The sequence below is a fragment of the Kitasatospora sp. NBC_01266 genome (genome assembly GCF_036242395.1).
Lineage (GTDB): Bacteria > Actinomycetota > Actinomycetes > Streptomycetales > Streptomycetaceae > Kitasatospora.
On record NZ_CP108458.1, the window covers coordinates 7,502,649 to 7,522,942 of the forward strand.

General features: G+C 71.4%; 20 protein-coding genes. 9 read left to right on the top strand and 11 right to left on the bottom strand.

From position 1 onward, the window contains the following. The first annotated feature begins 337 nt into the window (after window positions 1–337). Together OG403_RS32270 and OG403_RS32275 are read left to right on the top strand one after the other, a co-directional pair. Complete coding sequence (locus OG403_RS32270) at window positions 338–991, top strand: NAD-dependent epimerase/dehydratase family protein (RefSeq protein WP_329572674.1); 654 nt, start codon at window positions 338–340, stop codon at window positions 989–991. Window positions 992–1,177: 186 nt separating this feature from the next. Next, window positions 1,178–1,390: a hypothetical protein gene (locus OG403_RS32275; RefSeq protein ID WP_329570671.1), complete on the top strand. Its 213-nt coding sequence runs from the start codon at window positions 1,178–1,180 to the stop codon at window positions 1,388–1,390. Between the two features lie 64 nt (window positions 1,391–1,454). Here the strand turns inward: OG403_RS32275 and OG403_RS32280 are convergent, their stop codons facing one another. From OG403_RS32280 to OG403_RS32290, 3 genes are read right to left on the bottom strand one after another with little or no spacing between them, the layout of a single operon-like run. Then, window positions 1,455–2,093, bottom strand: coding sequence for a LutC/YkgG family protein (locus OG403_RS32280; RefSeq protein WP_329570673.1), 639 nt, complete (start codon window positions 2,091–2,093; stop codon window positions 1,455–1,457). Beyond that, entirely contained in the window at window positions 2,090–3,559 is a 1,470-nt protein-coding gene (locus OG403_RS32285) for a LutB/LldF family L-lactate oxidation iron-sulfur protein (protein ID WP_329570674.1), read from the bottom strand. Before OG403_RS32285 ends, OG403_RS32280 begins: the two co-directional genes overlap by 4 nt. Further along, window positions 3,556–4,290 carry a (Fe-S)-binding protein gene (locus tag OG403_RS32290; RefSeq protein WP_329570677.1) on the bottom strand — a complete coding sequence of 245 codons (735 nt, stop codon included), beginning with the start codon at window positions 4,288–4,290 and terminating at the stop codon, window positions 3,556–3,558. Before OG403_RS32290 ends, OG403_RS32285 begins: the two co-directional genes overlap by 4 nt. A 116-nt stretch (window positions 4,291–4,406) precedes the next feature. Between OG403_RS32290 and OG403_RS32295 the strand changes: the two genes are divergently transcribed. Together OG403_RS32295 and OG403_RS32300 are read left to right on the top strand one after the other, a co-directional pair. Further along, entirely contained in the window at window positions 4,407–4,868 is a 462-nt protein-coding gene (locus tag OG403_RS32295; protein ID WP_329570679.1) for a TetR/AcrR family transcriptional regulator C-terminal domain-containing protein, read from the top strand. Window positions 4,869–5,127: 259 nt separating this feature from the next. Continuing rightward, window positions 5,128–7,245: a glycosyl hydrolase family 8 gene (locus OG403_RS32300; protein ID WP_329570681.1), complete on the top strand. Its 2,118-nt coding sequence runs from the start codon at window positions 5,128–5,130 to the stop codon at window positions 7,243–7,245. A gap of 108 nt (window positions 7,246–7,353) precedes the next feature. On the opposite strand, the gene OG403_RS32305 is transcribed toward OG403_RS32300, so the two are convergent. Further along, the gene (locus tag OG403_RS32305) at window positions 7,354–8,349 is read right to left on the bottom strand and encodes a metal ABC transporter solute-binding protein, Zn/Mn family (protein WP_329570683.1); all 996 of its coding nucleotides are present in this window, start codon (window positions 8,347–8,349) and stop codon (window positions 7,354–7,356) included. Between the two features lie 202 nt (window positions 8,350–8,551). Between OG403_RS32305 and OG403_RS32310 the strand changes: the two genes are divergently transcribed. Beyond that, window positions 8,552–9,340 carry a DeoR/GlpR family DNA-binding transcription regulator gene (locus tag OG403_RS32310; RefSeq protein WP_329570684.1) on the top strand — a complete coding sequence of 263 codons (789 nt, stop codon included), beginning with the start codon at window positions 8,552–8,554 and terminating at the stop codon, window positions 9,338–9,340. 86 nt (window positions 9,341–9,426) lie between these two features. Here OG403_RS32310 and OG403_RS32315 read toward each other — a convergent pair whose 3' ends face one another. After that, window positions 9,427–11,421 (bottom strand): alpha-galactosidase, encoded by a 1,995-nt coding sequence (locus tag OG403_RS32315; protein ID WP_329570686.1) that lies wholly within the window; start codon window positions 11,419–11,421, stop codon window positions 9,427–9,429. A 503-nt stretch (window positions 11,422–11,924) separates the two neighbouring features. On the opposite strand from OG403_RS32315, the gene OG403_RS32320 reads away from it, so the two are divergent. Then, window positions 11,925–12,668 (top strand): G1 family glutamic endopeptidase, encoded by a 744-nt coding sequence (locus tag OG403_RS32320; protein ID WP_329570688.1) that lies wholly within the window; start codon window positions 11,925–11,927, stop codon window positions 12,666–12,668. A 55-nt stretch (window positions 12,669–12,723) separates the two neighbouring features. Here OG403_RS32320 and OG403_RS32325 read toward each other — a convergent pair whose 3' ends face one another. Beyond that, entirely contained in the window at window positions 12,724–13,047 is a 324-nt protein-coding gene (locus tag OG403_RS32325) for a hypothetical protein (protein ID WP_329570690.1), read from the bottom strand. A 198-nt stretch (window positions 13,048–13,245) separates the two neighbouring features. On the opposite strand from OG403_RS32325, the gene OG403_RS32330 reads away from it, so the two are divergent. Beyond that, window positions 13,246–13,920: a response regulator transcription factor gene (locus OG403_RS32330; RefSeq protein ID WP_329570692.1), complete on the top strand. Its 675-nt coding sequence runs from the start codon at window positions 13,246–13,248 to the stop codon at window positions 13,918–13,920. Continuing rightward, window positions 13,917–15,182 carry a sensor histidine kinase gene (locus tag OG403_RS32335; RefSeq protein WP_329570693.1) on the top strand — a complete coding sequence of 422 codons (1,266 nt, stop codon included), beginning with the start codon at window positions 13,917–13,919 and terminating at the stop codon, window positions 15,180–15,182. The genes OG403_RS32330 and OG403_RS32335 overlap by 4 nt, the downstream gene beginning before the upstream one ends. Before the next feature lie 21 nt (window positions 15,183–15,203). On the opposite strand, the gene OG403_RS32340 is transcribed toward OG403_RS32335, so the two are convergent. From OG403_RS32340 to OG403_RS32355, 4 genes are all read right to left on the bottom strand, one after another. Continuing rightward, window positions 15,204–15,626 carry an Hsp20/alpha crystallin family protein gene (locus OG403_RS32340; protein WP_329570695.1) on the bottom strand — a complete coding sequence of 141 codons (423 nt, stop codon included), beginning with the start codon at window positions 15,624–15,626 and terminating at the stop codon, window positions 15,204–15,206. A 135-nt stretch (window positions 15,627–15,761) separates the two neighbouring features. After that, window positions 15,762–16,199: a hypothetical protein gene (locus OG403_RS32345; RefSeq protein ID WP_329570697.1), complete on the bottom strand. Its 438-nt coding sequence runs from the start codon at window positions 16,197–16,199 to the stop codon at window positions 15,762–15,764. 71 nt (window positions 16,200–16,270) lie between these two features. Beyond that, complete coding sequence (locus tag OG403_RS32350) at window positions 16,271–17,017, bottom strand: hypothetical protein (protein WP_329570699.1); 747 nt, start codon at window positions 17,015–17,017, stop codon at window positions 16,271–16,273. A 177-nt stretch (window positions 17,018–17,194) separates the two neighbouring features. After that, a complete protein-coding gene (locus OG403_RS32355; RefSeq protein ID WP_329570700.1) occupies window positions 17,195–18,637 on the bottom strand; it encodes an alkaline phosphatase family protein in 1,443 nt (480 codons plus the stop codon). Between the two features lie 385 nt (window positions 18,638–19,022). On the opposite strand from OG403_RS32355, the gene OG403_RS32360 reads away from it, so the two are divergent. Further along, complete coding sequence (locus tag OG403_RS32360) at window positions 19,023–19,916, top strand: C1 family peptidase (protein ID WP_329570701.1); 894 nt, start codon at window positions 19,023–19,025, stop codon at window positions 19,914–19,916. A 192-nt stretch (window positions 19,917–20,108) separates the two neighbouring features. Here the strand turns inward: OG403_RS32360 and OG403_RS32365 are convergent, their stop codons facing one another. Then, complete coding sequence (locus OG403_RS32365) at window positions 20,109–20,288, bottom strand: hypothetical protein (RefSeq protein ID WP_329570703.1); 180 nt, start codon at window positions 20,286–20,288, stop codon at window positions 20,109–20,111. Between the last annotated feature and the right edge of the window lie 6 nt (window positions 20,289–20,294).

The following is a 20,294-nucleotide window of genomic DNA, read 5'->3' on the forward strand; positions in this document are numbered from 1 at the left end:
CCCTGTCAGCAACAGGCACCTTCCACCGCTTTGCCCCGTCCCGCCGCGAGGCCCTCCCGTAGCTCCGCTGTCGGGGGTCGGCCGTCCGCTACGCGGGCACCGCCGACCGCGCCGGTAAGCAGGATGCCCTGGTCCAGGCCCAGGCCGGTGAAGACCGAGAGCAGGGTGGCGATCGCCGTTGTCGCGGTGGTAGAGGCAGGTGGCACCGTCGCCGGTTTGCCAGCCGCGTCAATAGGCCGTCAGCTGAGCTACGTTCTTCCCGGGCGGACCGTGCGCCCGCCGCCATCCACTCATCATCCGTTCACATGCATGAATGCGAGTCCGTATGACTGAAGCCCTGGGCACCCCCCGTACCGTCCTGCTCACCGGCGCGGCCGGCGGCGTCGGCACGTTCCTGCGCGAGAGCCTGCCGGGGTACGGCTACGAGCTGCGGCTGTTCGACAAGGCGCCGATCCCGGGTGAGCCGCAGGCCGTCACCGCCGACCTCGCGGACGCCGGGGCGCTGGCCGCCGCCATGACCGGAGTCGACGCCGTGGTCCACCTGGCCGGCCTCGCGCTCGAGGCGCCGTTCCCCGACATCCTGACCGCCAACATCGAGGGCACCTTGTACGGCCTCTCCAAGTGCTTCGGCGAGGACCTGGCCGCGCTCTACGCCGACAAGCACGGCATCACCACCGTCTCGCTGCGGATCGGCTCCTGCTACGCCGAACCGCGTACGGTGCGGATGCTCGCCACCTGGCTCAGCCCCGCCGACTGCGCCCGGCTGGTCCACGCGGCCATCGGCGCCGAACTCTCCGGCCACCACGTGGTGTACGGGATCTCGGCCAACACCCGGGGCTGGTGGGACCTGGAGCCGGGGCACCGGCTGCTCGGGTACCGGCCGCAGGACGACGCGGAGGTGTACGCCGCGAAGCTGCTCGCCGCGCAGGGCGAACTGGCGGCGGAGGATCCGGAGTTCCGCTACCTCGGGGGCGCGTTCACCACCTTCTGACGGTGCGCCGCAGCGGCGCGAGACGTGCCAACGGGTGAATCGGGCGGGCGCGCCCGTAACCCGGCGCCGCACGGCGGGGTTGATCCGGCGATGAACTGCCACGGCTCCCGACCCGCGCCCGCTGACCCCCGTGAGAGCTGGCGCCTGCACCCGGGCCCACCGCAGCCCTGCCTCGGGGAGGAACTGGTGGCCGGGTGGCCGGGCGCCGAGAGTTCCGACACCCTGTGCAGCGACCTCGGCGCGGCCTCCTGGGCCGAGTTGGCCACCGCCCTTGCCGACGCCCGGGTGCCGCTGGAGGTGGGCGATGTGGCGGCCCTGCGCTGCCTGGTCAAACTCGAACCGGAGCTGGTCAGTACGATCGTGCGCTGGCTGCGCACCGCCCGCCCGGCCGCGGCCTGAAGCGCGGTTCGAAAGCCCGTCCGGGAGGGGCACCCGCCATCGCCCGGGCTCAGCCCGTCGCGGCTCACCCCGCTCCCGTGACGATGACCACGTCCAGCGTGCGCGGCCCGTGCACGCCCTCCACCCGGTCGAGTTCGATGTCGCTGGTGGCCGAGGGACCGGAGACGAAGGTCAACGGGCGTTTCGGGTCGAGCCGTTCCAGCGCCTCCGGCAGGTCGCCGACCACCTGCTCCGCGCGCAGTACGCACAGGTGGTAGTCCGGCAGCAGCGTCAGCGCGCGGCGGCCCTGGCCCGCTCCGCCGTCCAGCACCAGGGTGCCGGTCTCCGCGATGCCGAGCACGGCGGTGGACAACACGGCGTCGGAGGCGTCGAGCTGACTGACCGTCAGCACGGGCTGGTCGGACAGCACGGTGAACGCGCCGACCGGGAGCCAGTCGGCCGGGAACCCCTCGGGCACCACCACCTGCCGGGCGCCGCGCTCGGCCAGGGTCGCGGCGAGCGCCGCCGGCAGGTCCGGCTCGGGGACCCGGCGGACCCTGGCCCGGTAGTCGGCCACCCGTTCGGCGAACCGGCCGACCACGTCCGTCCCGGCGTGGCTGCGCCGGTAGTCGCGTGGCACCGGGACGTCCTCGGGCCGCTCGTCGCCCGGGACGTCCGCGAGCGCGGCGCGGATCCGGTCCAGCATCGTCTCGCGGCTGCTCATCGGCCGGTCTCCTCGGGGTGGGTCCGCTGCCACCAGGCGCGGAAGGACTCGGCCGGCGGCACCGGCAGGTCGCGGGTGTCGGACCAGGCGTGGAACGGTCCGGGCAGCGGGCCGATCCTGCCGCCGCGGGCGAGCAGCCGGCCGCCCAGCGCGCCGGCCTTCTGGGCCATCGCCAGGCGGCCCGGCGAGGCCAGCACCTGGCCCGCCGCCCGGATCAGCAGCGACTCCGCGGTGGGCACGGTCCGGCCGCGCTCGGCGTCCACCGCCCTGGCCCGCAGGTGCACCAGCACCTCGGGGATGTTGATCTTCACGGGGCAGGCGTCGTAGCAGGCCCCGCAGAGGGTGGAGGCGAAGGGCAGCGAGTCGGCGTGTCCGGGGCCGGCCAGCTGCGGGGTCAGGATGGCGCCGATCGGTCCGGGGTAGACCGAGCCGTACGCGTGGCCGCCGACCCGCTCGTAGACGGGGCAGACGTTCAGGCAGGCCGAGCAGCGGATGCAGCCGAGCGCCTGGCGGCCGACCTGGTCGGCCAGCGTGGCGGTGCGGCCGTTGTCCAGCAGCACCAGATGGAAGCTTGACGGACCGTCACCTCGGTGAACGCCCGTCCAGGCCGAGGTGTAGGGGTTCATCCGCTCGCCGGTCGAGGAGCGCGGCAGCAGTTGGAGGAAGACCTCCAGGTCGGCGAAGCGGGGCAGTACCTTCTCGATGCCCATCACCGTGATCAGGGTGTCCGGCAGGGTCAGGCACATCCGCCCGTTGCCCTCGGACTCCACCACCAGCACCGTGCCGGTCTCGGCCACCGCGAAGTTGGCGCCGGAGACGGCGACCTTGGCGCGCAGGAACTTCTGCCGCAGGTGCAGCCGGGCCGCCTCGGCCAACGCGCTCGGCTCGTCGGTCAGTTCGGCGGGTGCGTCGGCCATTCTGGTGCGGAAGATCTCGCGGATCTCGGACCGGTTGCGGTGGATCGCGGGCACCAGGATGTGCGAGGGGCGGTCGTCGGCCAACTGCACGATCAGCTCGGCGAGATCGGTCTCGTGGGCGGTGATGCCCTCGGCGGCCAGCGCCTCGTTGAGCCCGATCTCCTGGGTGGCCATCGACTTGACCTTGACCACCTCGCGCTCCCCGGTGGCCTTCACCAGGTCGGCGACGATCCGGTTGGCCTCGGCCGCGTCGGCGGCCCAGTGCACGGTGCCGCCGGCGGCGGTGACCGAGGCCTCCAACTGCTGGAGGTAGAAGTCGAGATGGCGCAGCGTGCGGAGCTTCAGCGCGGCCGCGCTCTCCCGCAGCGCCTCCCAGTCGTCGAGTTCGGCGGCCAGCCGCAGCCGCTTCTCGCGGATCGTCCCGGTCGCCTTGCGCAGGTTGCGGCGCAGCTGGGTGTCGGCCAGCGCCGTCTTCGCGGCCTGCGGGAAGGCCGGGGTGCCGAGCCAGACCAGTCCGTCGCCCGTGCTGCCGCTCTGCTGGGTGCTCATCGGGCGCCGCCTTCGGTCGAGGCCAGGATCTCGGCCAGGTGCACGGTGCGCACGCCGGTGCGCAGCCGGCCCAGGCCGCCGCCGATGTGCAGCAGGCAGGAGTTGTCGCCGGCGGTGAGCACCTCGGCCCGGGTGTCCAGCACCCGGCGCATCTTGTCGGCCAGCATCGCGGCCGAGACGTCCGGGTTCTTCACCGCGAAGGTGCCGCCGAAGCCGCAGCACTCCTCGGCGGCCGGCAGCTCCACCAGCTCGATCCCCTTGACCGCGCGCAGCAGCCGCAGCGGCCGGTCGCCCACCCGCAGCATCCGCAGCGAGTGGCAGGTGGGGTGGTAGGTGACCCGGTGCGGGTAGCAGGCGCCGACGTCGGTCACCCCGAGCACGTCCACCAGGAACTCCGACAGCTCGTACACCTTCGGCGCGACCTCCCCGACCGCCCGGCGCAGACCGGGATCGTCGCTGGCGAGCAGCGGGTGGTGCTCGCGCACCATGCCGGCGCAGGAGCCCGAGGGGGTGACCACGGCGTCGTAGCCGGCGAAGGCTTCGGCGAACCGGCGGACCAGCGGCAGCGCCTCGGGGCGGTAGCCGGTGTTGAACTGCGGCTGTCCGCAGCAGGTCTGCCCGAGCGGGAAGTCGACCCGGTGGCCGAGCCGTTCCAGCAGCCGCACCACCGCCCGGCCGGTCTCGGGGAAGAGCGTGTCGTTGAAGCAGGTGATGAACAGGGCTACCCGCATGCCCCCTCCGTTCGCATGAGCACTCCGTCCCCGGATCCAGCAGGTGCGCCGGCGGCAGGCTGGCGGCGCGCAGATCCTCCCACAAGGACGCCCTGCTCGACGGCCTGGTCGAACGGGTGCTCGCGGACGTCGCCCCGTTTGCCGAGGCCACCTCGTGGCAGCCCGCGCTGGACGCCTACGCGCGGTCGCTGCGGGCCGCCCTGCTGCGCCACTCCGGCGTCCTGCCCCTGCTGGCGACCCGTCCAGCCGCCACGCCGGAGACCCTGCGGATGGTCGAGCGCGGGCTCGGTGTGATGCGCGCGGCGGGTTTCCCGCTCGGCCGGGCGCTGGACGCGATCAACTCGCTGACCCTGTTCGTGCTGGCCCATGCCGCCTCCGAGGTCCGGACGGCGCCGGTCAACGAGGCCGAGGGCGCCGGGTCCACGGCCTTCCTGGCCGCTCTCGCCCCCGAGGAGTTCCCGCTGCTCGCCGAGGCCGCCGGCAGCGGCCAGGGGACGGACGACGAGGAGCGGTTCGCCTTCGCGCTCGACGCGCTGCTCACCGGCTTCGCCGCCTGGCTGCGGAGCGACCAGGGGTAGTCCGGGCAGGGCGCGACCGGACCTTCCGGGTGGCGGATCCGCGGGCGGCGGGACGGACTTTGTAAGAGTCCTTGACAGTAGAACGTCAGGAAGCTTTCCTAACGAATCAGCGTCAACCCGCTTTCCGTGCACGGGAGATCGCGTGTTCCCCGGCAGGACCGCACTGCTCGGCGCGGCCCCTCCCGCAGCACCGGATCGACCTGACCGCCCGCCTCTTCCCCCGGAGGCAGGGCCGGATTCCCTCACAAAGGAGTTCCGCGTGCGAAATCGCTGGACGAGACCGCTGGCGTCGGTCGTGACGGGGTGCCTGATCGGGCTCTCCGTCACCGCGCTGGCCACCGCGCCCGCCCAGGCCGCCACCGCCCCCAGCCACCCGTTCCCGACCCATGTGACCTACCAGGTCGGCGTCATGCCCTCGGCGTCCCAGAGCGCGCGGGACGCCGCGGTGGAGAAGCAGTACAACTCCTGGAAGTCGACCTACCTGGTGCACGGTTGCGCGAGCAACGAGTACTACGTCTCCACCAAGGGCGACAGCGACGCCACCAACAACGGCCCGGTCTCCGAGGGCCAGGGCTACGGCATGAACATCGTGCCGCTGATGGCGGGCTACGACCCCAACGCGCAGAGCGAGTTCAACGGACTGTGGCAGCTGGTCAAGGACCACGAGGACCAGTACGGCCTGATGCAGTGGCAGTTGGACGGCAAGAGCTGCCAGTACTACAGCGGTGGTACCCCGGACGCGGCCACCGACGGCGACCTGGACATCGGCTACGGCCTGATCCTGGCCGACGAGCAGTGGGGCGGCTACAGCGCCGACGCGCAGCAGTGGTTGTCGGCGATCTACGCTCACGACGTGGCCCCGGACGGGCACTTGAAGTGCGAGGACGACGGGCCGAACACCGACACCCGCCCGTCCGACCAGATGCTCGACCACCTGCGCGCGTTCGCCGCGTACGACACTTCGCACGACTGGAGCAAGGTGATCCAGCGCACCGAGGCGCTGGACAACGAGTTCACCGCCGCGTACTCCCCGAGCGGCGGCCTGCTCTCCGACTTCGTGGTCAACGCCGACACGACCAGCCCGAAGCCGGCGCCCGCCGACTACCAGGAGGACCAGCCGGACAACATCGTCGGCTACAACTCCATCCGGGTGCCCTGGCACCTGGGCACCGACGCGCTGCTCAACGGCAGTTCGACCGCCGCGACCGAGCTCGCCCTGGCCAAGAAGGAGAGCGCCTGCCTGAAGGGCGAGTCGGGCGGCAACCCGCAGAACGTCTATCCGCACACCAACCTGAACTGCACGCCGTACTCGACCTCCGACCAGGCCGAGGAGGCCGGCGACGCGGTCGGCCCGGCGGCGATGGCGTCGGGCGACCAGGCGTGGACCGACGCGATCTGGAACTACCTGCCCACCAACCCGTTCGGCGACGGCTACTACGGCGAGACCATCAAGACCCTGGTCTACCTCGTGATGGCCGGTGACTACTGGAGCCCGGCGAGCGGCACCGCGCCCACCAGCGACTTCTCGCTCTCGGCCGCGCCGGCCAGCGGTTCGGTGGCGGCGGGCTCGGGCGTGAGCGTGACCGTCGACACGGCGGTCACCGCGGGCAGCGCCGAGTCGGTGGCGTTGACGGCGTCGGGTCTGCCGTCGGGCGCGAGCGCGTCCTTCAGTCCGTCGTCGGTGACGGCGGGTGGTTCGGCCACGCTGTCGATCGCGACCTCGGCCGGTACGCCGGCGGGGAGTTATCCGATCACCATCACCGGTACGGGCGGCTCCGGCTCCCACACCGCGACCTACACCCTCACCGTGTCCGGTTCGGGGGGCGGTGGTTGCACGTCGGCGCAGCTGCTGGGTGATCCGGGGTTCGAGAACGGGGCGAACGCGGCGCCGTGGGTCCAGACGTCCGGGGTGGGTTCGGCGCCGGTGAACAACGACACGGCGGATGAGCCCGCGCATTCGGGTAGTTGGGACGCGTGGCTGGACGGCAACTCGAAGGCGGACACGGACACGGTGTCGCAGACCGTGAGCATTCCGGCGGGCTGCACGGCGACGCTCTCCTACTGGTTGCACATCGACACCACCGAGAACACCAGCACGGCCAAGCCGGACACGATGAGCGTGCAGCTGCTGGGCGGCAGCGGCAACGTGCTGGAGACGGTGGCCGGTTACTCCAACCTGAACAAGAACACCGGCTACGCGCAGCACACCGCCGATGTCTCGGCCTACGCGGGGCAGACGGTGACGCTGCGGTTCACCGGTACCGAGACCGACGCCAACGGCGGCACCACCAGCTTCGTGATCGATGACACCGCCCTCAACGTCTCCGGTGGCTCCGGCACCCACACCGCCGGCTACCCGCTGACCGTCAGCGGGTAGCCGGGGGCAGCACCCGGCAGGCCCGGCCCGGCGTGCGGCACGCCGGGCCGGGCCTGCCGGCAACTCCGCACTCATGAGCCGCAGTCCGCGGCGCAGGTCAGTTGCCGGTCACTTGCCGGTCGCCTGCTTCAGCGCGGCCTCGATGCCCTGCAACTGCTGGACCTGCCAGTCCTGGAAGGTGGCGGAGGCGGGGGCCAGGGTCTCGGTGACCTGGGCGACCGGGATGCCCTTGGCCTTGGCTGCGGCCACCTGGGCCATCACGTCGGGGTCGGAGTTCTGGGTGTTGAAGACGTAGATCGCGATCTGCTTCTGGGCGATCTGCTGGTCGATGGTGCTCTTGTCGGCGGCGGTCGGGTCGGTGCCCTCGCTCTCGGCGTCCAGGAAGGTCTCCGGGGTCAGCATCTTCAGCCCGAGGCTCTCGGCCAGCGGCGTCACGATGGACTCGGAGGCGCCGATCGGGGTGCCCGCGTACTTCGCCTTGATGTCGGCTTCCAACTGGTTGTACTGGGCCAGGGTCTTGGTGGTGAAGGTGGCCTGCTGGGCGTCGAAGTAGGCCGCGTCGGCGGGGTCCAGCTTCTTGTAGTCCGCGGTGATCTGGTCGATCACCTTGTGCAGGCTGTCCGCCGAGTACCACTGGTGCGGGTTGTCGCCCTCCTTCAGGCCCAGCAGGTCGCCGACCTTGAGGGCGGTGCGACCGGAGGCCGGGTTGGTGGCCAGCAGCTTGTCCGACCAGGCGTCGTAGCCGATCCCGTTGGTGATCACGAAGTCGGCGTCGGCGATGGTGCGGCCGTCGGCGGCGGTCGGCTCGTAGGAGTGCGGGTCGGTGTCCGGGTTGGTGATGATGCTGGTCACCTTCACGTGCTCGCCGCCCAGTTGGGTGGCGATCGAGCCCCAGAAGTTCTCCGCCGCCGTCACCTGGATCACCTTCGAGCCCCCGCCGCCGGCGCTGCCGGAGTTCGCGGTGCTCTTCGAGGCGGTGGAGCACGCGGTGACGAGCGTCAGCGCCGCCACGGCGGCGAGGCCGAGCACGGTTCTGACGGCGCGGCGGTTGGATATGCGGGTTCCCCCGGCCGAAGACCGGGGGAGGGGGCGGGCGGCGTTCATGACGGAGTACTCCTGGGAACCTGCGGACCCCGCGCACGGCGGGGTCCGGCGTTGCTGGACGCCGCTCACTCTAGATAGAAACGGTTTTCATAACCAGCCCAGCCTGGCACAAGATGACAATCATTACCGAATCTTGACGCAGGGCCACCGGAGGGTCTTCCGCGCGCGATAGGCTCGGCGTCGGCTCAATTGAGGAGTGGTGATGGGGACGCACGAGCGCTGGACGCGGCTGCTCGAGATCCTGGGCGACCGGGGTCGGATCGAAGTCGGTGAGGCGGCCGAGCTGTTGGGCGTCTCGATGGCGACGGTCCGCCGCGACATGGAGGAACTGGCCCAGCAGCAGCTGCTCACCCGCACCCGTGGCGGCGCGGTGCTGAGCGGAGTCGCGTACGACCTGCCGCTGCGCTACAAGACCGCGCGCCAGGCGGACGAGAAGAACCGGATCGCCAAGGCCGCCGCCGCCCTGGTACCGCCCGGTGCGGTGGTGGGGCTGAACGGTGGCACGACCACCTCGGAAGTGGCCCGCGAGCTGGCCACCCGGGCCGACCTCGCGGACCACGGCGGCGGTGGGACGGCGCTGACCATCGTCACCAACGCGATCAACATCGCCAACGAGCTGGCGGTGCGGCCGTATGTGAAGACGTTGGTCACCGGAGGCGTGGCCCGGCCCAACTCCTATGAGTTGACAGGGCCGTTGGCGGCACTGGTACTCCAGGGCATCTCGCTGGACTACGCGATCCTCGGGGTCAACGCGGTCCACCCGAAGTTCGGCGCCGCCACCCACGACGAGGGCGAGGCCAGCGCGAACCGCGCGATGGCCGAGCGGGCCGAGAAGGTGATCGTGGTCGCCGACTCCACCAAGCTCGGCAAGCGCGCCTTCGCCCAGGTCTGCGCGGTGGGCGAGATGGCGGTGCTGGTCACCGACAAGGACGCCCCGGACGAACTGGTGGAGCACCTGTCCGGCCAGGGCGTGGACGTGCTCTGCGTGTGACTCGCCGTCGGTGAGCCGCCGCCCGGGTGGTGCCGCCGGTGGCGGGCCGGGTGGCGGCCCGCCACCGGCGGTGTCGCGGGGCGCTCTCAGGCGCTCGGCGGGGTGCTGAACGGCGCGGCCCAGGTCTGGTTGGTCTGGATCGCGTCCGGCGCGGCACCGCAGGAGTACAGGTCGACCGGCGTACCACTGACCGTCGTGCTGCCGCCGTAGACGTCCAGGCACTGGCTGGTCCCGGCCAACTTCAGGTTGCCGTCCCGGTTGTAGGTCCAGCTCTGCAGGCCGGGCGCCGAACCGCACGGTGCCACACCGGCCCACTGGCCGGCCTGACCGTTCAGGGCGCCGGTCGTGCTGCCGCTCTGCGCGGTCAGGCAGAGGTTGGCGGCGCCGCTCTGGAGCAGCTCGATCGAGCCGTCGGCGTTGCGCTGCCACTGCTGGTTCGAGGTGCCCGAACAGGGGTACACGTCAACGGGGTTGCCGGTGCCGGTGCCCGAGCGGTAGTTGTCCAGGCAGAGCGACTCCTTGCTCCAGTCGTCACGGGAGACCGTGATCTGCCCGCGCGGGGTGGTGCTGCCGCAGCCGTTCTTCGCGCTGATCCTGAGCATCGCGGAGTCGTGCGAGCCGATGGTGAGCGGCACGCTGCCGGTGGAGTCGGTGGTGCTGTGCGCCCACAGGTCACGCACGGTGTAGCCGCAGCCGGCGGTGTTGAAGCCGACGCTCGACAGGTCGAGGTTGTAGTTCGCCGAGGCCGCACCCTTGTTGAGCACCACCACGGCCCGCCCGCCGTCCGCGAGCGGCTTGACCACGACGTCGATGCCGCTGGTGGCGGCCGGCGTGCCGTCGGCGTTCGCGGCGCCGCCCACCACCCGGTAGCCGCCCGCGCCCAGCGGGTCCTGGTCGACCGCGATGACCTCGGGGTTGCCCAGGATCGCGATCGAGGCCTTCAGGTGCGGGGCCTCGCTCGGGTGCGCGGCGAGGTACGCGGGCTCGAACTTGCGCGCGTCGGTGGAGACCACCAGCGGTGCGGCCAGCGCCGAGAACAGCGACATCTGGCTGCGCTCCTCGGCGGTGGTCATCCCGTTGTCGCCGATCAGCAGCATGTCCGCGTCGTTCCAGTTGCCGGGGCCCTGGTAGCGGCTCAGCTCCACGCTGTTGTCGAAGCTCTGGTAGGCCCCGATGTTGTAGCCGTCGGGCTGGATCGCCTGGTTCCACGGGTCCTTGCCGTCCCCGTAGGTCCAGATGTCCGGGCCGACCCGCCACAACTGGCCGAGCGGGCGCACCCAGTTCATCGAGGCGAACTTGGCCGACCCGTTGCCGTAGCCGGCCGGCGCGGAGATGTCGAAGGCCACGTTCGGGGTGGCGGTGCCGGCCTTGTTCGCGTTGGTCACGGCGGTGTTCAGGTCCTGCGACATCCGGGTGTCGAGGGTCTGCACCGGTTCCTGGTCGCCGCAGTTGTCGTACTTGAGTTCGTCGACGCCCCAGGAGACGAAGGAGTTGGCGTCGTTCTGCTCGTAGTACTCGCTGCCGTTGGGGAGGTTGGGCGCGGTCGGCGTACCCGTGCTGCAGGTGTGCGTGCCGGAGGTCTCGTAGATGCCGAACTTGGCGCCCAGGCTGTGCAGGTAGTCGCCGTACGCGGTCAGTTCGTAGTCGAAACCGGGCTGCTGGGTGGGATTGCGCACATCGGTGGCGCCGCCCCAGTTGAGCGCGCCGTGCAGGTAGCCGGAGCTGTTGCGGTACATCCAGCAGTCGTCGACGGTGACGTTCCGGTAGCCGGCACCGATCAGGCCGGTGTCGGAGAGCGCCTTGGCGTTGTCCTCCATGTACTGCTGGAAGGAGTAGTTCAGCGGGTTCGTCCCGTCGAGCGGCGCCTGCGGCGTGCACTGGGTGCGGGCCCAGTCGTTGAAGCCCATCGGCGGTGCGGCGGCGATCGGTCCGCCCGGGGTGGCCGTGGCGGCGTAGTTGGCGGCCGGCTGGCTGACGCCGTCGTTCGCGGCGGCGGGTGAGGCGGTGGCGGTGAGGCCGGCCATCAGCAGGGCGGTGGCGAGCAGCGGGGGCGCGGTTCGGCGCAGGGTGCGCTGGTTCACGGTGGGGGTTCCTTCCGTTCCGCATGATTGATTCTGCACTGGATGACCATCAACCGAGCGTCTTCAATCATGTGTCGCACAGCTTCGGGGGTCAGGTCGCACCCCGTCAAGACGGGTACCGCGCGCGGCTGACGGGGGGTGCCCAAGGGGGCTTCGATAGCGCCGGCCGGCCTGAGAGGTGCTCAGCACGGGCTGGCTCTGCCGTGTCGCAGTGTTCGAAGGTGCGTCAGTTCCGCTGAATTGGTCATCTCCGCGCAGATCCGGACTCAAAAGACGTCTGCGAATCGCTCTTGTGCGGCGGTGGGGCGGTCCTTAATCTTCGAAGCGCACGGCAATTCCTGACTGTCCTCGGTCAGTCGGGGAGTGCCAGGCAGTCCCGACTGGCATCCCCCATGCTCAGACGCACCATCAGCACGGTCATCCCGCGAATCCCCCACGCACAACCGCCCTGCCCCCGAGGCACGGCGGGCCGCGCGAACATTCGACCCGCTGGAGGTACCCCCATGACGATCCACGCCCACCGCGTCCTGACCGCCACGGCCGCGCTCGCCGCAGCGCTGCTCACGGCGAGCCTGGCCACCGCCGTCCCGGCGACCGCCGCAACCTCTGCGGCAGCCACGACGAAGGCGTTCCCGCACTACAACCACGCCCGGCACGACGACCAGATCTGGGGCGGCTACGCCGTCACCGGCGGCACCTACACGTCGGTCAGCGGCAGTTGGACCGTCCCGGCACTCGACTGTGCGGACACCCCGAACAGCTCGGTCTCGCCCTGGATCGGCATCGACGGGTGGAGCTCGCAGACCGTCGAGCAGATCGGCTTCGACCAGGACTGCAGCAACGGCTCGGCCGGCTACTACCCGTGGGTCGAGATGTACCCGGCGAACTCGATCTACTTCACCGAGGCCGTCCAGCCCGGGGACCGGATCAGCGCCTCGGTCTCGGTCAGCGGCACCAGGTTCACCCTCACCGAGTCCGACAGCACGCAGGGCTGGACCAAGACCTACCACAAGTCCGGCTCCGACGACCTCTCCTCGGCCGAGGCGATAGTCGAGGACCTCGGTGACGGCATCGGCCCGGTCGCCGACTTCGGCTCGGTGCAGTTCACCAACCTGACGGCCAACGGCGCCCCGATGGCGAACGCCGGCACCGTCAACTCCACCGATATCGAGCGCGGCAACACTCCGCTGACCGGCAACTCCACCTTCAGCGGCGGCAGTTTCGCGATCAACTGGCTGCAGGCCTGACCCCGCCCGCCGGGCCGGTGGCCACAGGGTCTGCTGGGATCAGGTTCTGCTGGGATCAGGTGTTGGGCACATCCGGCGCGCAGAACAGGCCCTGGAGGTACTCCATGACCACGTGCTGGCCGGTGGGGCACCAGGCCTGGTTCGGGTCCTTGTCGAACGGGATGCCGTTGTAGACACCGCCGGTACAGAACGCCTGACCAGCGCTGTTGTAGCCGCCGAAGAAGCCGTTGTTGTCGAAGCACTGGTCCGCGGTGACAGTGGTCGGGGCCGAGGCGGTTGCCGTGGCCGGGGTGGCGGCGTCCGCGGCGCCGGCGGCCGCCAGCGGTGCGATCGCGAGTGAAGCTGCTGCGGCCAGGGTGGCCAGAATACGGTGACGCAACGTCAACTCCTTCTGATCCCATGCGAGATGATGGATGATGCCGCGCTCATGCTTCCCGGCCGTCGCCGGCGCGCCTACCCGGGGCCGCCGGGGCCGGACCCCTATCCGGCCCCCAGCAGTGCGTCGGCGCTCGGGACGGTCGGGACAGCCACCGCCGCCGAACTGACGATCGAGCAACGCCGGGTAAACTCGCAGAACATGCGCGTACTTGTCCTCGAAGACGACCCCGAGCTCGGCCCCGCGATCGTCACGGGTCTGCGCGAGTGCGGTTTCGCCGTCGACTTCGCCGGCGATCTCGCGGACGCCGACTTCAAGCTCGCGGTCAACACCTACGACTGCCTGATCGCCGACCGGATGCTGCCCGACGGCGACGCGCTGACCCTGCTCGCCGCCCAGCGCAAGGCCGGCAGCGTACTCCCGGTGCTGCTGCTCACCGCCCTGGACGCGGTCACCGACCGGGTGGCCGGCTTCGAGCACGGAGCCGACGACTACCTGGTCAAGCCCTTCGCCTTCGCCGAGCTCAGCGCCCGGGTCCGGGCCCTGTGCCGGCGCGGCCAGCCCACCCGGCTGCCCGAGCTGCGGGTCGGCGACCTGGAGCTCGACCTGCCGCGCCGCCGGGTGCGGCGCGACGGCGTGCTGCTCACCCTGACCGCCAAGGAGTTCGCGGTGCTGGAGGTGCTGATGCTGCGCGCCGGCGAGGTGGTCACCCGCACCGAGCTGATCGAACGCTGCTGGGACGAGCAGGCCGAACCGCTCTCCAACGTGGTCGACGTCCTGATCGGCCAACTGCGCCGCAAGCTGGGCCCGCCCGAGCTGATCGCCACCGTGCGCGGCGCCGGCTACCTCATCGGCGATCCGGACGCCGACCGGTGAGGTCGCGCACCCCGGCGATCGCGCGGCTGCACCGTGCCCGCTGGGTGACCACGCTGCTCTTCGCCGCCACCACCGCGATCTGCCTGCTGGTGCTCGCCACCATCGCGGTGCGCACCGACAGCCAGTCCCGCACGCACGACCTCGACAACGACGTCATCCACCGGGCCGACGGACTCTCCCGGGTGGTCTCCTACGACGCCGACGGCGCGCTCTCCTTCGACGCGCTGCCCGACGACGACCTGGCGCGCGGCGCCGACGCGCTCGGCGTCGTCCAGCCGGACGCCGCCGGCCCCCCGCGGATCAGCCACGCCTACACCTCCCCGGCCACGCTGCCCGGCCCGGCGGATCTCGCCTGGATCTGGCAGCGGATCCAGGAGGAGCAGCAGACCGTGCTGTTCACCGCTGACGGCACCGGCGGTCGCGGCTTCCACTGGGCCGCCGCCCCGGTCGGCGACGCCAACGGGACCGTGGTCGCCGCCGTGCTGGTCGGCGACGACCCGACACCGAGCCACACCGCCCACGACCGCCTGCTGCGCTGGCTGGCGCTGGGCTGCCTGGGCCTGGTGCTGGCCGCCGCCGCCGTCGGTCACCTGCTGTCCGGCCGGGCGATGCGCCCGGCGCTGCGCGGACTGGAACGGCAGGAGCAGTTCCTCGCCGAAGCGGCCCACGAACTGCGCACACCGCTGGCCACCCTGCGGCTGGTGGTGGAGAGCGGCAGCGGCTCACCCGGCCGGGCCCCCGCCGCCCTGGACGAGGCGGTGCGCCTGGTCGACCGGCTGGGACGACTGGTCACCGGCCTGCTGGCGCGGGCCCGGGTCGAGGCCGGCACCCACGAGATCGAGCTGACCCCGCTGCGCCTGGACCAGCTGGTGGAGCAGACCGTCGAGGAGCTGCCGGACACCGCAGGCGTCACGGTCGGCACCGAGGCCACCGTGGTCAACGGCGACCCCGAACTGCTCGCCCAGGCCGTCCGCAACCTGGTGGAGAACGCGCTGCGGCACGGCGGCGGCACCCCGGTCGAGGTCAGCGTCACGGCCGGCCGGGTCGCGGTGCGCGACCACGGCCCCGGCGTGCCCGCCAAGGACCGCACCCGGGTCTTCGAGCGCCGGGTCACCGGAGCGGCGAGCACCGGCACCGGAACGGGCCTGGCCATCGTGCGCTGGGTGGCCGAGCTGCACGGCGGCACCGCCCAGCTCTCCCCGGCGCCCGGCGGCGGGCTGCAGGCGGAACTGCTGCTGCCCGAGCGCACGGCGGCCGACTGAGGCCGCCGGGACCGCCGCTCCTCACTCCTGCCGGGTGATCCGCACCTGCCGGGCCGCCGCCCGTCCGGTGTCCAGCGGCACCGTCACGGTCAGCAGGCCCTTGGCGTAGCCGGCGCTGATCCCCTCCTCGTCGGCCTCGGCGGGCAGCGGGAGGGTTCGGGTGAACGTGCCGTAGCGGAACTCGGAGCGGCGCTTCTCCCGCTGCTCCTCGGTGCGCACGGCCTGGATGGTGAGCGAGTGGTCGCGGACGGTGATCTGCACGTCCTGCTCGGGGTCGATGCCGGGCAGTTCGGCCTGTACCACCAGGGTGCCGTCCTGCTCGAACTCCTCGATCCGGATCGGGTTCTGCTCGCCGGACCGGCCGAACGGGAAGTTCTCGAACCAGTCGGACAGGTCCGGATGCCAGGGGGAGAAGGGTTTCTTGGGCGTGGTGTCGCCGGGCATCGCTGCCTCCTTGCTCGCTTGCGACTGCCTCCGTTCCTTCCATTGTCGTCAGGTGCGCCGCTTGTGTGGCGTGGCCCGACTGCCGGGAGCCCTCGGGCCCCGGGGTTCGAGCGCCGCCGGGGCCCCTGGCTACCCTCAGTTGCCGTGCTGCTGCTCCCAGACCTGGGTGACCAGGGCGACGTCGGCCTTGGGGATCACGATCTCGTGCGGCCGGCCGTCCGCGAGGAGGTCCAGGCGGGCCATCTTGCGCGAGGCGGCCCGCTTCTCCGCGGGGGCCAGGCTGAACGGACTCCGCAGGGTGACGGTCTCCTTGGTGCGGCGGTTCTGCCAGGTGGTCTGACCGGCGGTCAGAAAGAGGTAGCCCATCGCCGTCTGCGGGATCGTCCGGCCCTTTCCGATCGGCACCGTCCGGACCGTGCCCAGGGTGGAACTGAAGCAGGTCACCTGGAGGGTGCTGCCCGCCGCCAGGTCGGCCAGGTCCTGCTGCGTCGTCCGCCGCCGGATGCGCAGGGCCGAGAGCAGGACATCGATGGCGGTCCGGGTGCCGGTCGCACGGCGGATCTGGGTGCTCATGATCGTAGATCGTGGCAGAGGCGGATCTGCCGCCGGCGGCCGGGGGCGCCGCCGGCACCGCCCGGACCGGGTCAGGCGATCGGCGTCGGCAGGTCGTCGGCCAGCAGCACCTGGGGGACTTGGGTGAAGGTCCAGCCGCCGCTCGCGGCCCGGGTGAAGACCCACACCACGTCGAAGCGCGCGTCCGGCCACTTGGTGGGCGGGGCGGGGGTGACCGGGCCCAGGTGGGCGACGATGGCGGGGATGCTCTGGTGCTCCCAGGCCACCAGGACGCTGCCGCTCAGCGCGAGCAGGGCCTTGGCCAGCTCGGCTTCCTTGCCCTTGGCGAACTTGCTGTCCGGGATGCCGCCGAGGGCGGCCGCGAGCGGGGTGACCGTCTGGTACGGGCGCTTGCTGGCACCGGTCGGGTTGGCGGCGTACACGCTGGTCGGACGGGTGAGGCCGGCCGGCACCGGGGCGGGCGCGTCGGCACCGGTGCGCGGGGCGAAGAGCCCGATCAGCGCGCCGGCCCGGGTCCAGCCCTGGACGGTGAGCGACTTGTCGTCGTGCTCGCCATCGGGGGTGAGTCCGTACGGGGCGCCGGAGCCGGTCGGCTTCTCGGCGTGACGGATCATCATGAGCACCTGCGGGCCGTCACCGGGGGTCCCGCTCAGCGGCTCGCCCAGCTGCTTGGCCGACGTGGTCTGCGCGTGCTGTGCGGCGTCGGTGGCCTGCTCGGCCTTGTGGTGGCCGGCACAGCCGCTGACCGCCGGGGCGGCCGCCGCGGCCATCGCGATGCCGAGCAGCGCGCGTCGTCGGGGTTGGAAAGTCTCGTTCATGCCCGCCTCCCTGGAGTTCCTGCTGTTCGAAGATACTTCCAGGTCAGGCCCAGGGGGAGGGCGGCCCGCCCGGCGGAGTCGGCTGATGCCGTCGAGGCGGCCCCGGGCCTCGGCCCGGGAGACCGCTGGGTACGGGTGTGGGCGGGCCCGGTCGGCCCGCCCGCACCCGCGTGCCGCTCAGCCGCGGTGCGGCGGGACCTGACGGCGGTGTCCCGGCTCCTGGCGCGGGAAGCTCTGGTCGGCGCCGGGCAGGACCGGCTTCGGGTTGTTGGCCACTTCCTGCTCGGCCAGGGCGAGTTGGGCGGCGGTGCCGGGCAGCTTGGGCGCCCGCGAGCTGCCGCTGCGGAACTGGAAGGCCGAGGTGAGGTCGCCGAAGGTGTTGCGCCGCCAGTCGGTGACGTTCGCGGCGGTGACACCGGTGAAGGCTTCCAGGAACTGCAGGACGGAGGTGTGGTCGAACGCCTCCGAGGCCACCCAGCCGCCCACCGTCCAGGGCGAGACGATGATGCACGGGACCCGGAAGCCGCCGCCGATCGGCAGCCCCTGGATGAACTCGCCCTCCGTGTCCGGGTGGTGCGGGACCGGCGGCGCCACGTGGTCGAACAGGCCGTCGTTCTCGTCGTAGTTGAGGATGAAGACGGTCTTCGCCCAGAGTTCCGGGTTGCTCGCTATCGCCTCGATCTTCGAGGCGACGAAGTCGGCGCCGGCGGCGGGCAGGTAGTCCGGGTGCTCGGACTGGTAGCTGGTCGGCAGGATCCAGGAGACCGCCGGCAGCCGCCCGTTGCGGGCGTCGTCCTCGAAGGTCCCGGTGGGCTGCGCGGCCATGCCCTTGTCGTAGAGCGGGTCGCCCGGCTTCGCCTGCTGGAAGTTGGCGAACAGCGAGAGCACGTCGGTGCCGTAGTTGTCGGCCTCCTGGTAGACCTTCCAACTCACCCCGGCCGACTCCAGCTGCTCGGCGTAGGTGGTCCAGGTCAGCGGGGTGGGCGCGGCGTTCTGGATGATCGGGCCGCCGTCGTTGCCGTCGGGGTCGATGCTGCCGGTCATCCAGTAGAGCCGGTTCGGCCAGGTCGGACCCTGCACCGAGCAGAAGTAGTTGTCGCAGATGGTGAAGGACTCGGCCAGCGCGAACTGGAACGGGATGTCCTCGCGGGTGTAGTACCCCATCACGTACGGGCCGTTGACGCCGTCGGCGGCCCGGTGGGCGGGCAGCCACTGGTCCATCTTGCCGCCGTTCCAGGCCTGGTGCTGCACCGCCCAGGCGTGGCTGGTGGACGGGATCGCCTGGGCACTGGTGGTGCGGGTGTCCAGGTGGAACGGCAGCAGGTAGCCGTCCGGGTTGACGCTGTCCGGCTGGTAGAAGACCGGGCGCCCGTTGTCCAGGCGCAGCGCGTGCGGGTCGTTGAAGCCGCGCACGCCGGACAGGGTGCCGAAGTAGTGGTCGAAGGAGCGGTTCTCCTGCATCAGGAGGACCACGTGCTCCACGTCGCGCAGTGAGCCGCGCCGGGGCACGCCCGCGGCTACCGCCTGCTGCACACTCGGCGGCAGCAGTGTCATCGCCGCCGCGCCGCCGGCCACACCGGCCGCCGCGCCGAGCAGCCTGCGTCGGGTCATTCCGGACATGGTGAGTCCTGCCTCTCCGTCAGTTCCGGTCCGTGCAAGGGAGGTTGGTTCGGCCGATCCGGGACGACTCTGCCGCACCGCGCCGCCGTCGCGTGGCAGGGATTCGATGAACAGGTCGCGAACGTCCGATGCCCTGGTGGCGGCCGAACCGGTGGCGGAAACGAACTCTGGCTGACGGTACGTCAGATCCGGCCGGATGGCGGCTAAGCATGCATGGGAGGTTTTGTCGTGTTTCTGTCATGTCCGATTGACGATCTGGCATGTTCTCTTCATCGGATTCTAAGGTGAGTCATGTCCCGCCGACCACAAGGCGGTTCACTCGCCGACTCGGACGGCCCCCACATGCCGCCCGGTCAGGCCCCCCACGAGAGAAGGAACACCAGACGTGTCCAAGAAGATGAACCGCCGCAGCCGCGTCATCGCGGTCCTGGCGATAGCCGGCGCGCTCGGCTCGGTCGCCGCCGCCCCGGCCGCGATGGCCGCCCCCGCCACGGCGCAGCACCACCACCACTACGCGCTGGGCGCGTTGGTCAGCCGGACCGCCGACCACACCCGCACCGCGCTGGCCCCGCGGGCGTTCCGCGCCGCCGCCTTGCCGGCCAGCGTGGACCTGAGCAACTACCTCCCCCAGGTGGGTGACCAGGGCCAGGTGGGCTCCTGCGTGGCGTGGGCCATCGACTACTCCGCGATCGGCATCATGGAGGGCGAACAGGGCATCAAGGGCGCCCCGCACGCGCCGATGTACACCTACGCGCAGATCGCCCAGGGCGACGACCAGGGCAGCTACGCCAGCCAGCACTTCGACATCCTGACCACCCAGGGTCTGGACACCAAGGCCGACTACTGGCAGGGCGACTTCGACTACACCACCCAGCCCGACGCCAACGAGACCGCGAACGCGGCCAACTGGAAGCTCTCCGGCTACACCGCCCTGGACACCGGCAGCGCGCTGGAGAACGAGGTGAAGAGCTCGCTCGCCCAGGGTGAGCCGGTGGTCTTCGCCTTCGAGGTCTACCAGAGCCTGGAGGACATCACCCCGGCCACCGCCGCCAACTACACCTACTACCCGAGCCGCAGCGAGCTGGCCGGGCAGCCGCTGGGCGGCCACGAGGTGGCCATCGTCGGCTACAACTCCCAGGGCGTGAAGATCGCCAACTCCTGGGGCTCCTCGTGGGGCGCCAACGGCTACTTCACCGTGCCGTGGAAGTTCGTCGCCAACCAGATCGAGGAGGCCGACGCGGTCGGCTCGATGATCGCCACCGGCAGCGGCACCTACTGACCGCCGCGGGCCGCGCCCTGCCCGCCGGGGCGCGGCCCGTAGGGCTCGTCCGACAGCTCCCGCCCGGCCTCGCGAGCCGGGCGGGCGCTGTCGGATCGGTGCTGTCGGACCGGAGCTGTCGGACCGGTGCTGTCGGACCGGCGCGAGGGCCTGTCGTCAGACCCCCTGCTGCTCGGCGACGCCATGCACTGGCTACCAGAGCGCGCCGCCGGTCAGCACGTAGACGAAGGGGACCAGCGGGATCAGCGACAGGATGCCCCAGGCGAGCTTGACGCCACGGCCGATGTCGCGGCGGGTCGCCAGGTCGATCCAGATCAGCACGACGGCCAGCGGGTGGATCAGGCAGACCAGGAGTTCCAGGATCTTCTTCATAGCCAT

What these genes read in the sequence shown, in the direction of transcription:
- OG403_RS32280 (WP_329570673.1), bottom strand. Translation starts at nt 2,093, where the DNA reads ATGAGCAGCCGCGAGACGATGCTGGACCGGATCCGCGCCGCGCTCGCG.
- OG403_RS32285 (WP_329570674.1), bottom strand. Translation starts at nt 3,559, where the DNA reads ATGAGCACCCAGCAGAGCGGCAGCACGGGCGACGGACTGGTCTGGCTC.
- OG403_RS32290 (WP_329570677.1), bottom strand. Translation starts at nt 4,290, where the DNA reads ATGCGGGTAGCCCTGTTCATCACCTGCTTCAACGACACGCTCTTCCCC.
- OG403_RS32305 (WP_329570683.1), bottom strand. Translation starts at nt 8,349, where the DNA reads ATGAACGCCGCCCGCCCCCTCCCCCGGTCTTCGGCCGGGGGAACCCGC.
- OG403_RS32310 (WP_329570684.1), top strand. Translation starts at nt 8,552, where the DNA reads ATGGGGACGCACGAGCGCTGGACGCGGCTGCTCGAGATCCTGGGCGAC.
- OG403_RS32320 (WP_329570688.1), top strand. Translation starts at nt 11,925, where the DNA reads ATGACGATCCACGCCCACCGCGTCCTGACCGCCACGGCCGCGCTCGCC.
- OG403_RS32330 (WP_329570692.1), top strand. Translation starts at nt 13,246, where the DNA reads ATGCGCGTACTTGTCCTCGAAGACGACCCCGAGCTCGGCCCCGCGATC.
- OG403_RS32340 (WP_329570695.1), bottom strand. Translation starts at nt 15,626, where the DNA reads ATGCCCGGCGACACCACGCCCAAGAAACCCTTCTCCCCCTGGCATCCG.
- OG403_RS32345 (WP_329570697.1), bottom strand. Translation starts at nt 16,199, where the DNA reads ATGAGCACCCAGATCCGCCGTGCGACCGGCACCCGGACCGCCATCGAT.
- OG403_RS32350 (WP_329570699.1), bottom strand. Translation starts at nt 17,017, where the DNA reads ATGAACGAGACTTTCCAACCCCGACGACGCGCGCTGCTCGGCATCGCG.
- OG403_RS32355 (WP_329570700.1), bottom strand. Translation starts at nt 18,637, where the DNA reads ATGTCCGGAATGACCCGACGCAGGCTGCTCGGCGCGGCGGCCGGTGTG.
- OG403_RS32365 (WP_329570703.1), bottom strand. Translation starts at nt 20,288, where the DNA reads ATGAAGAAGATCCTGGAACTCCTGGTCTGCCTGATCCACCCGCTGGCC.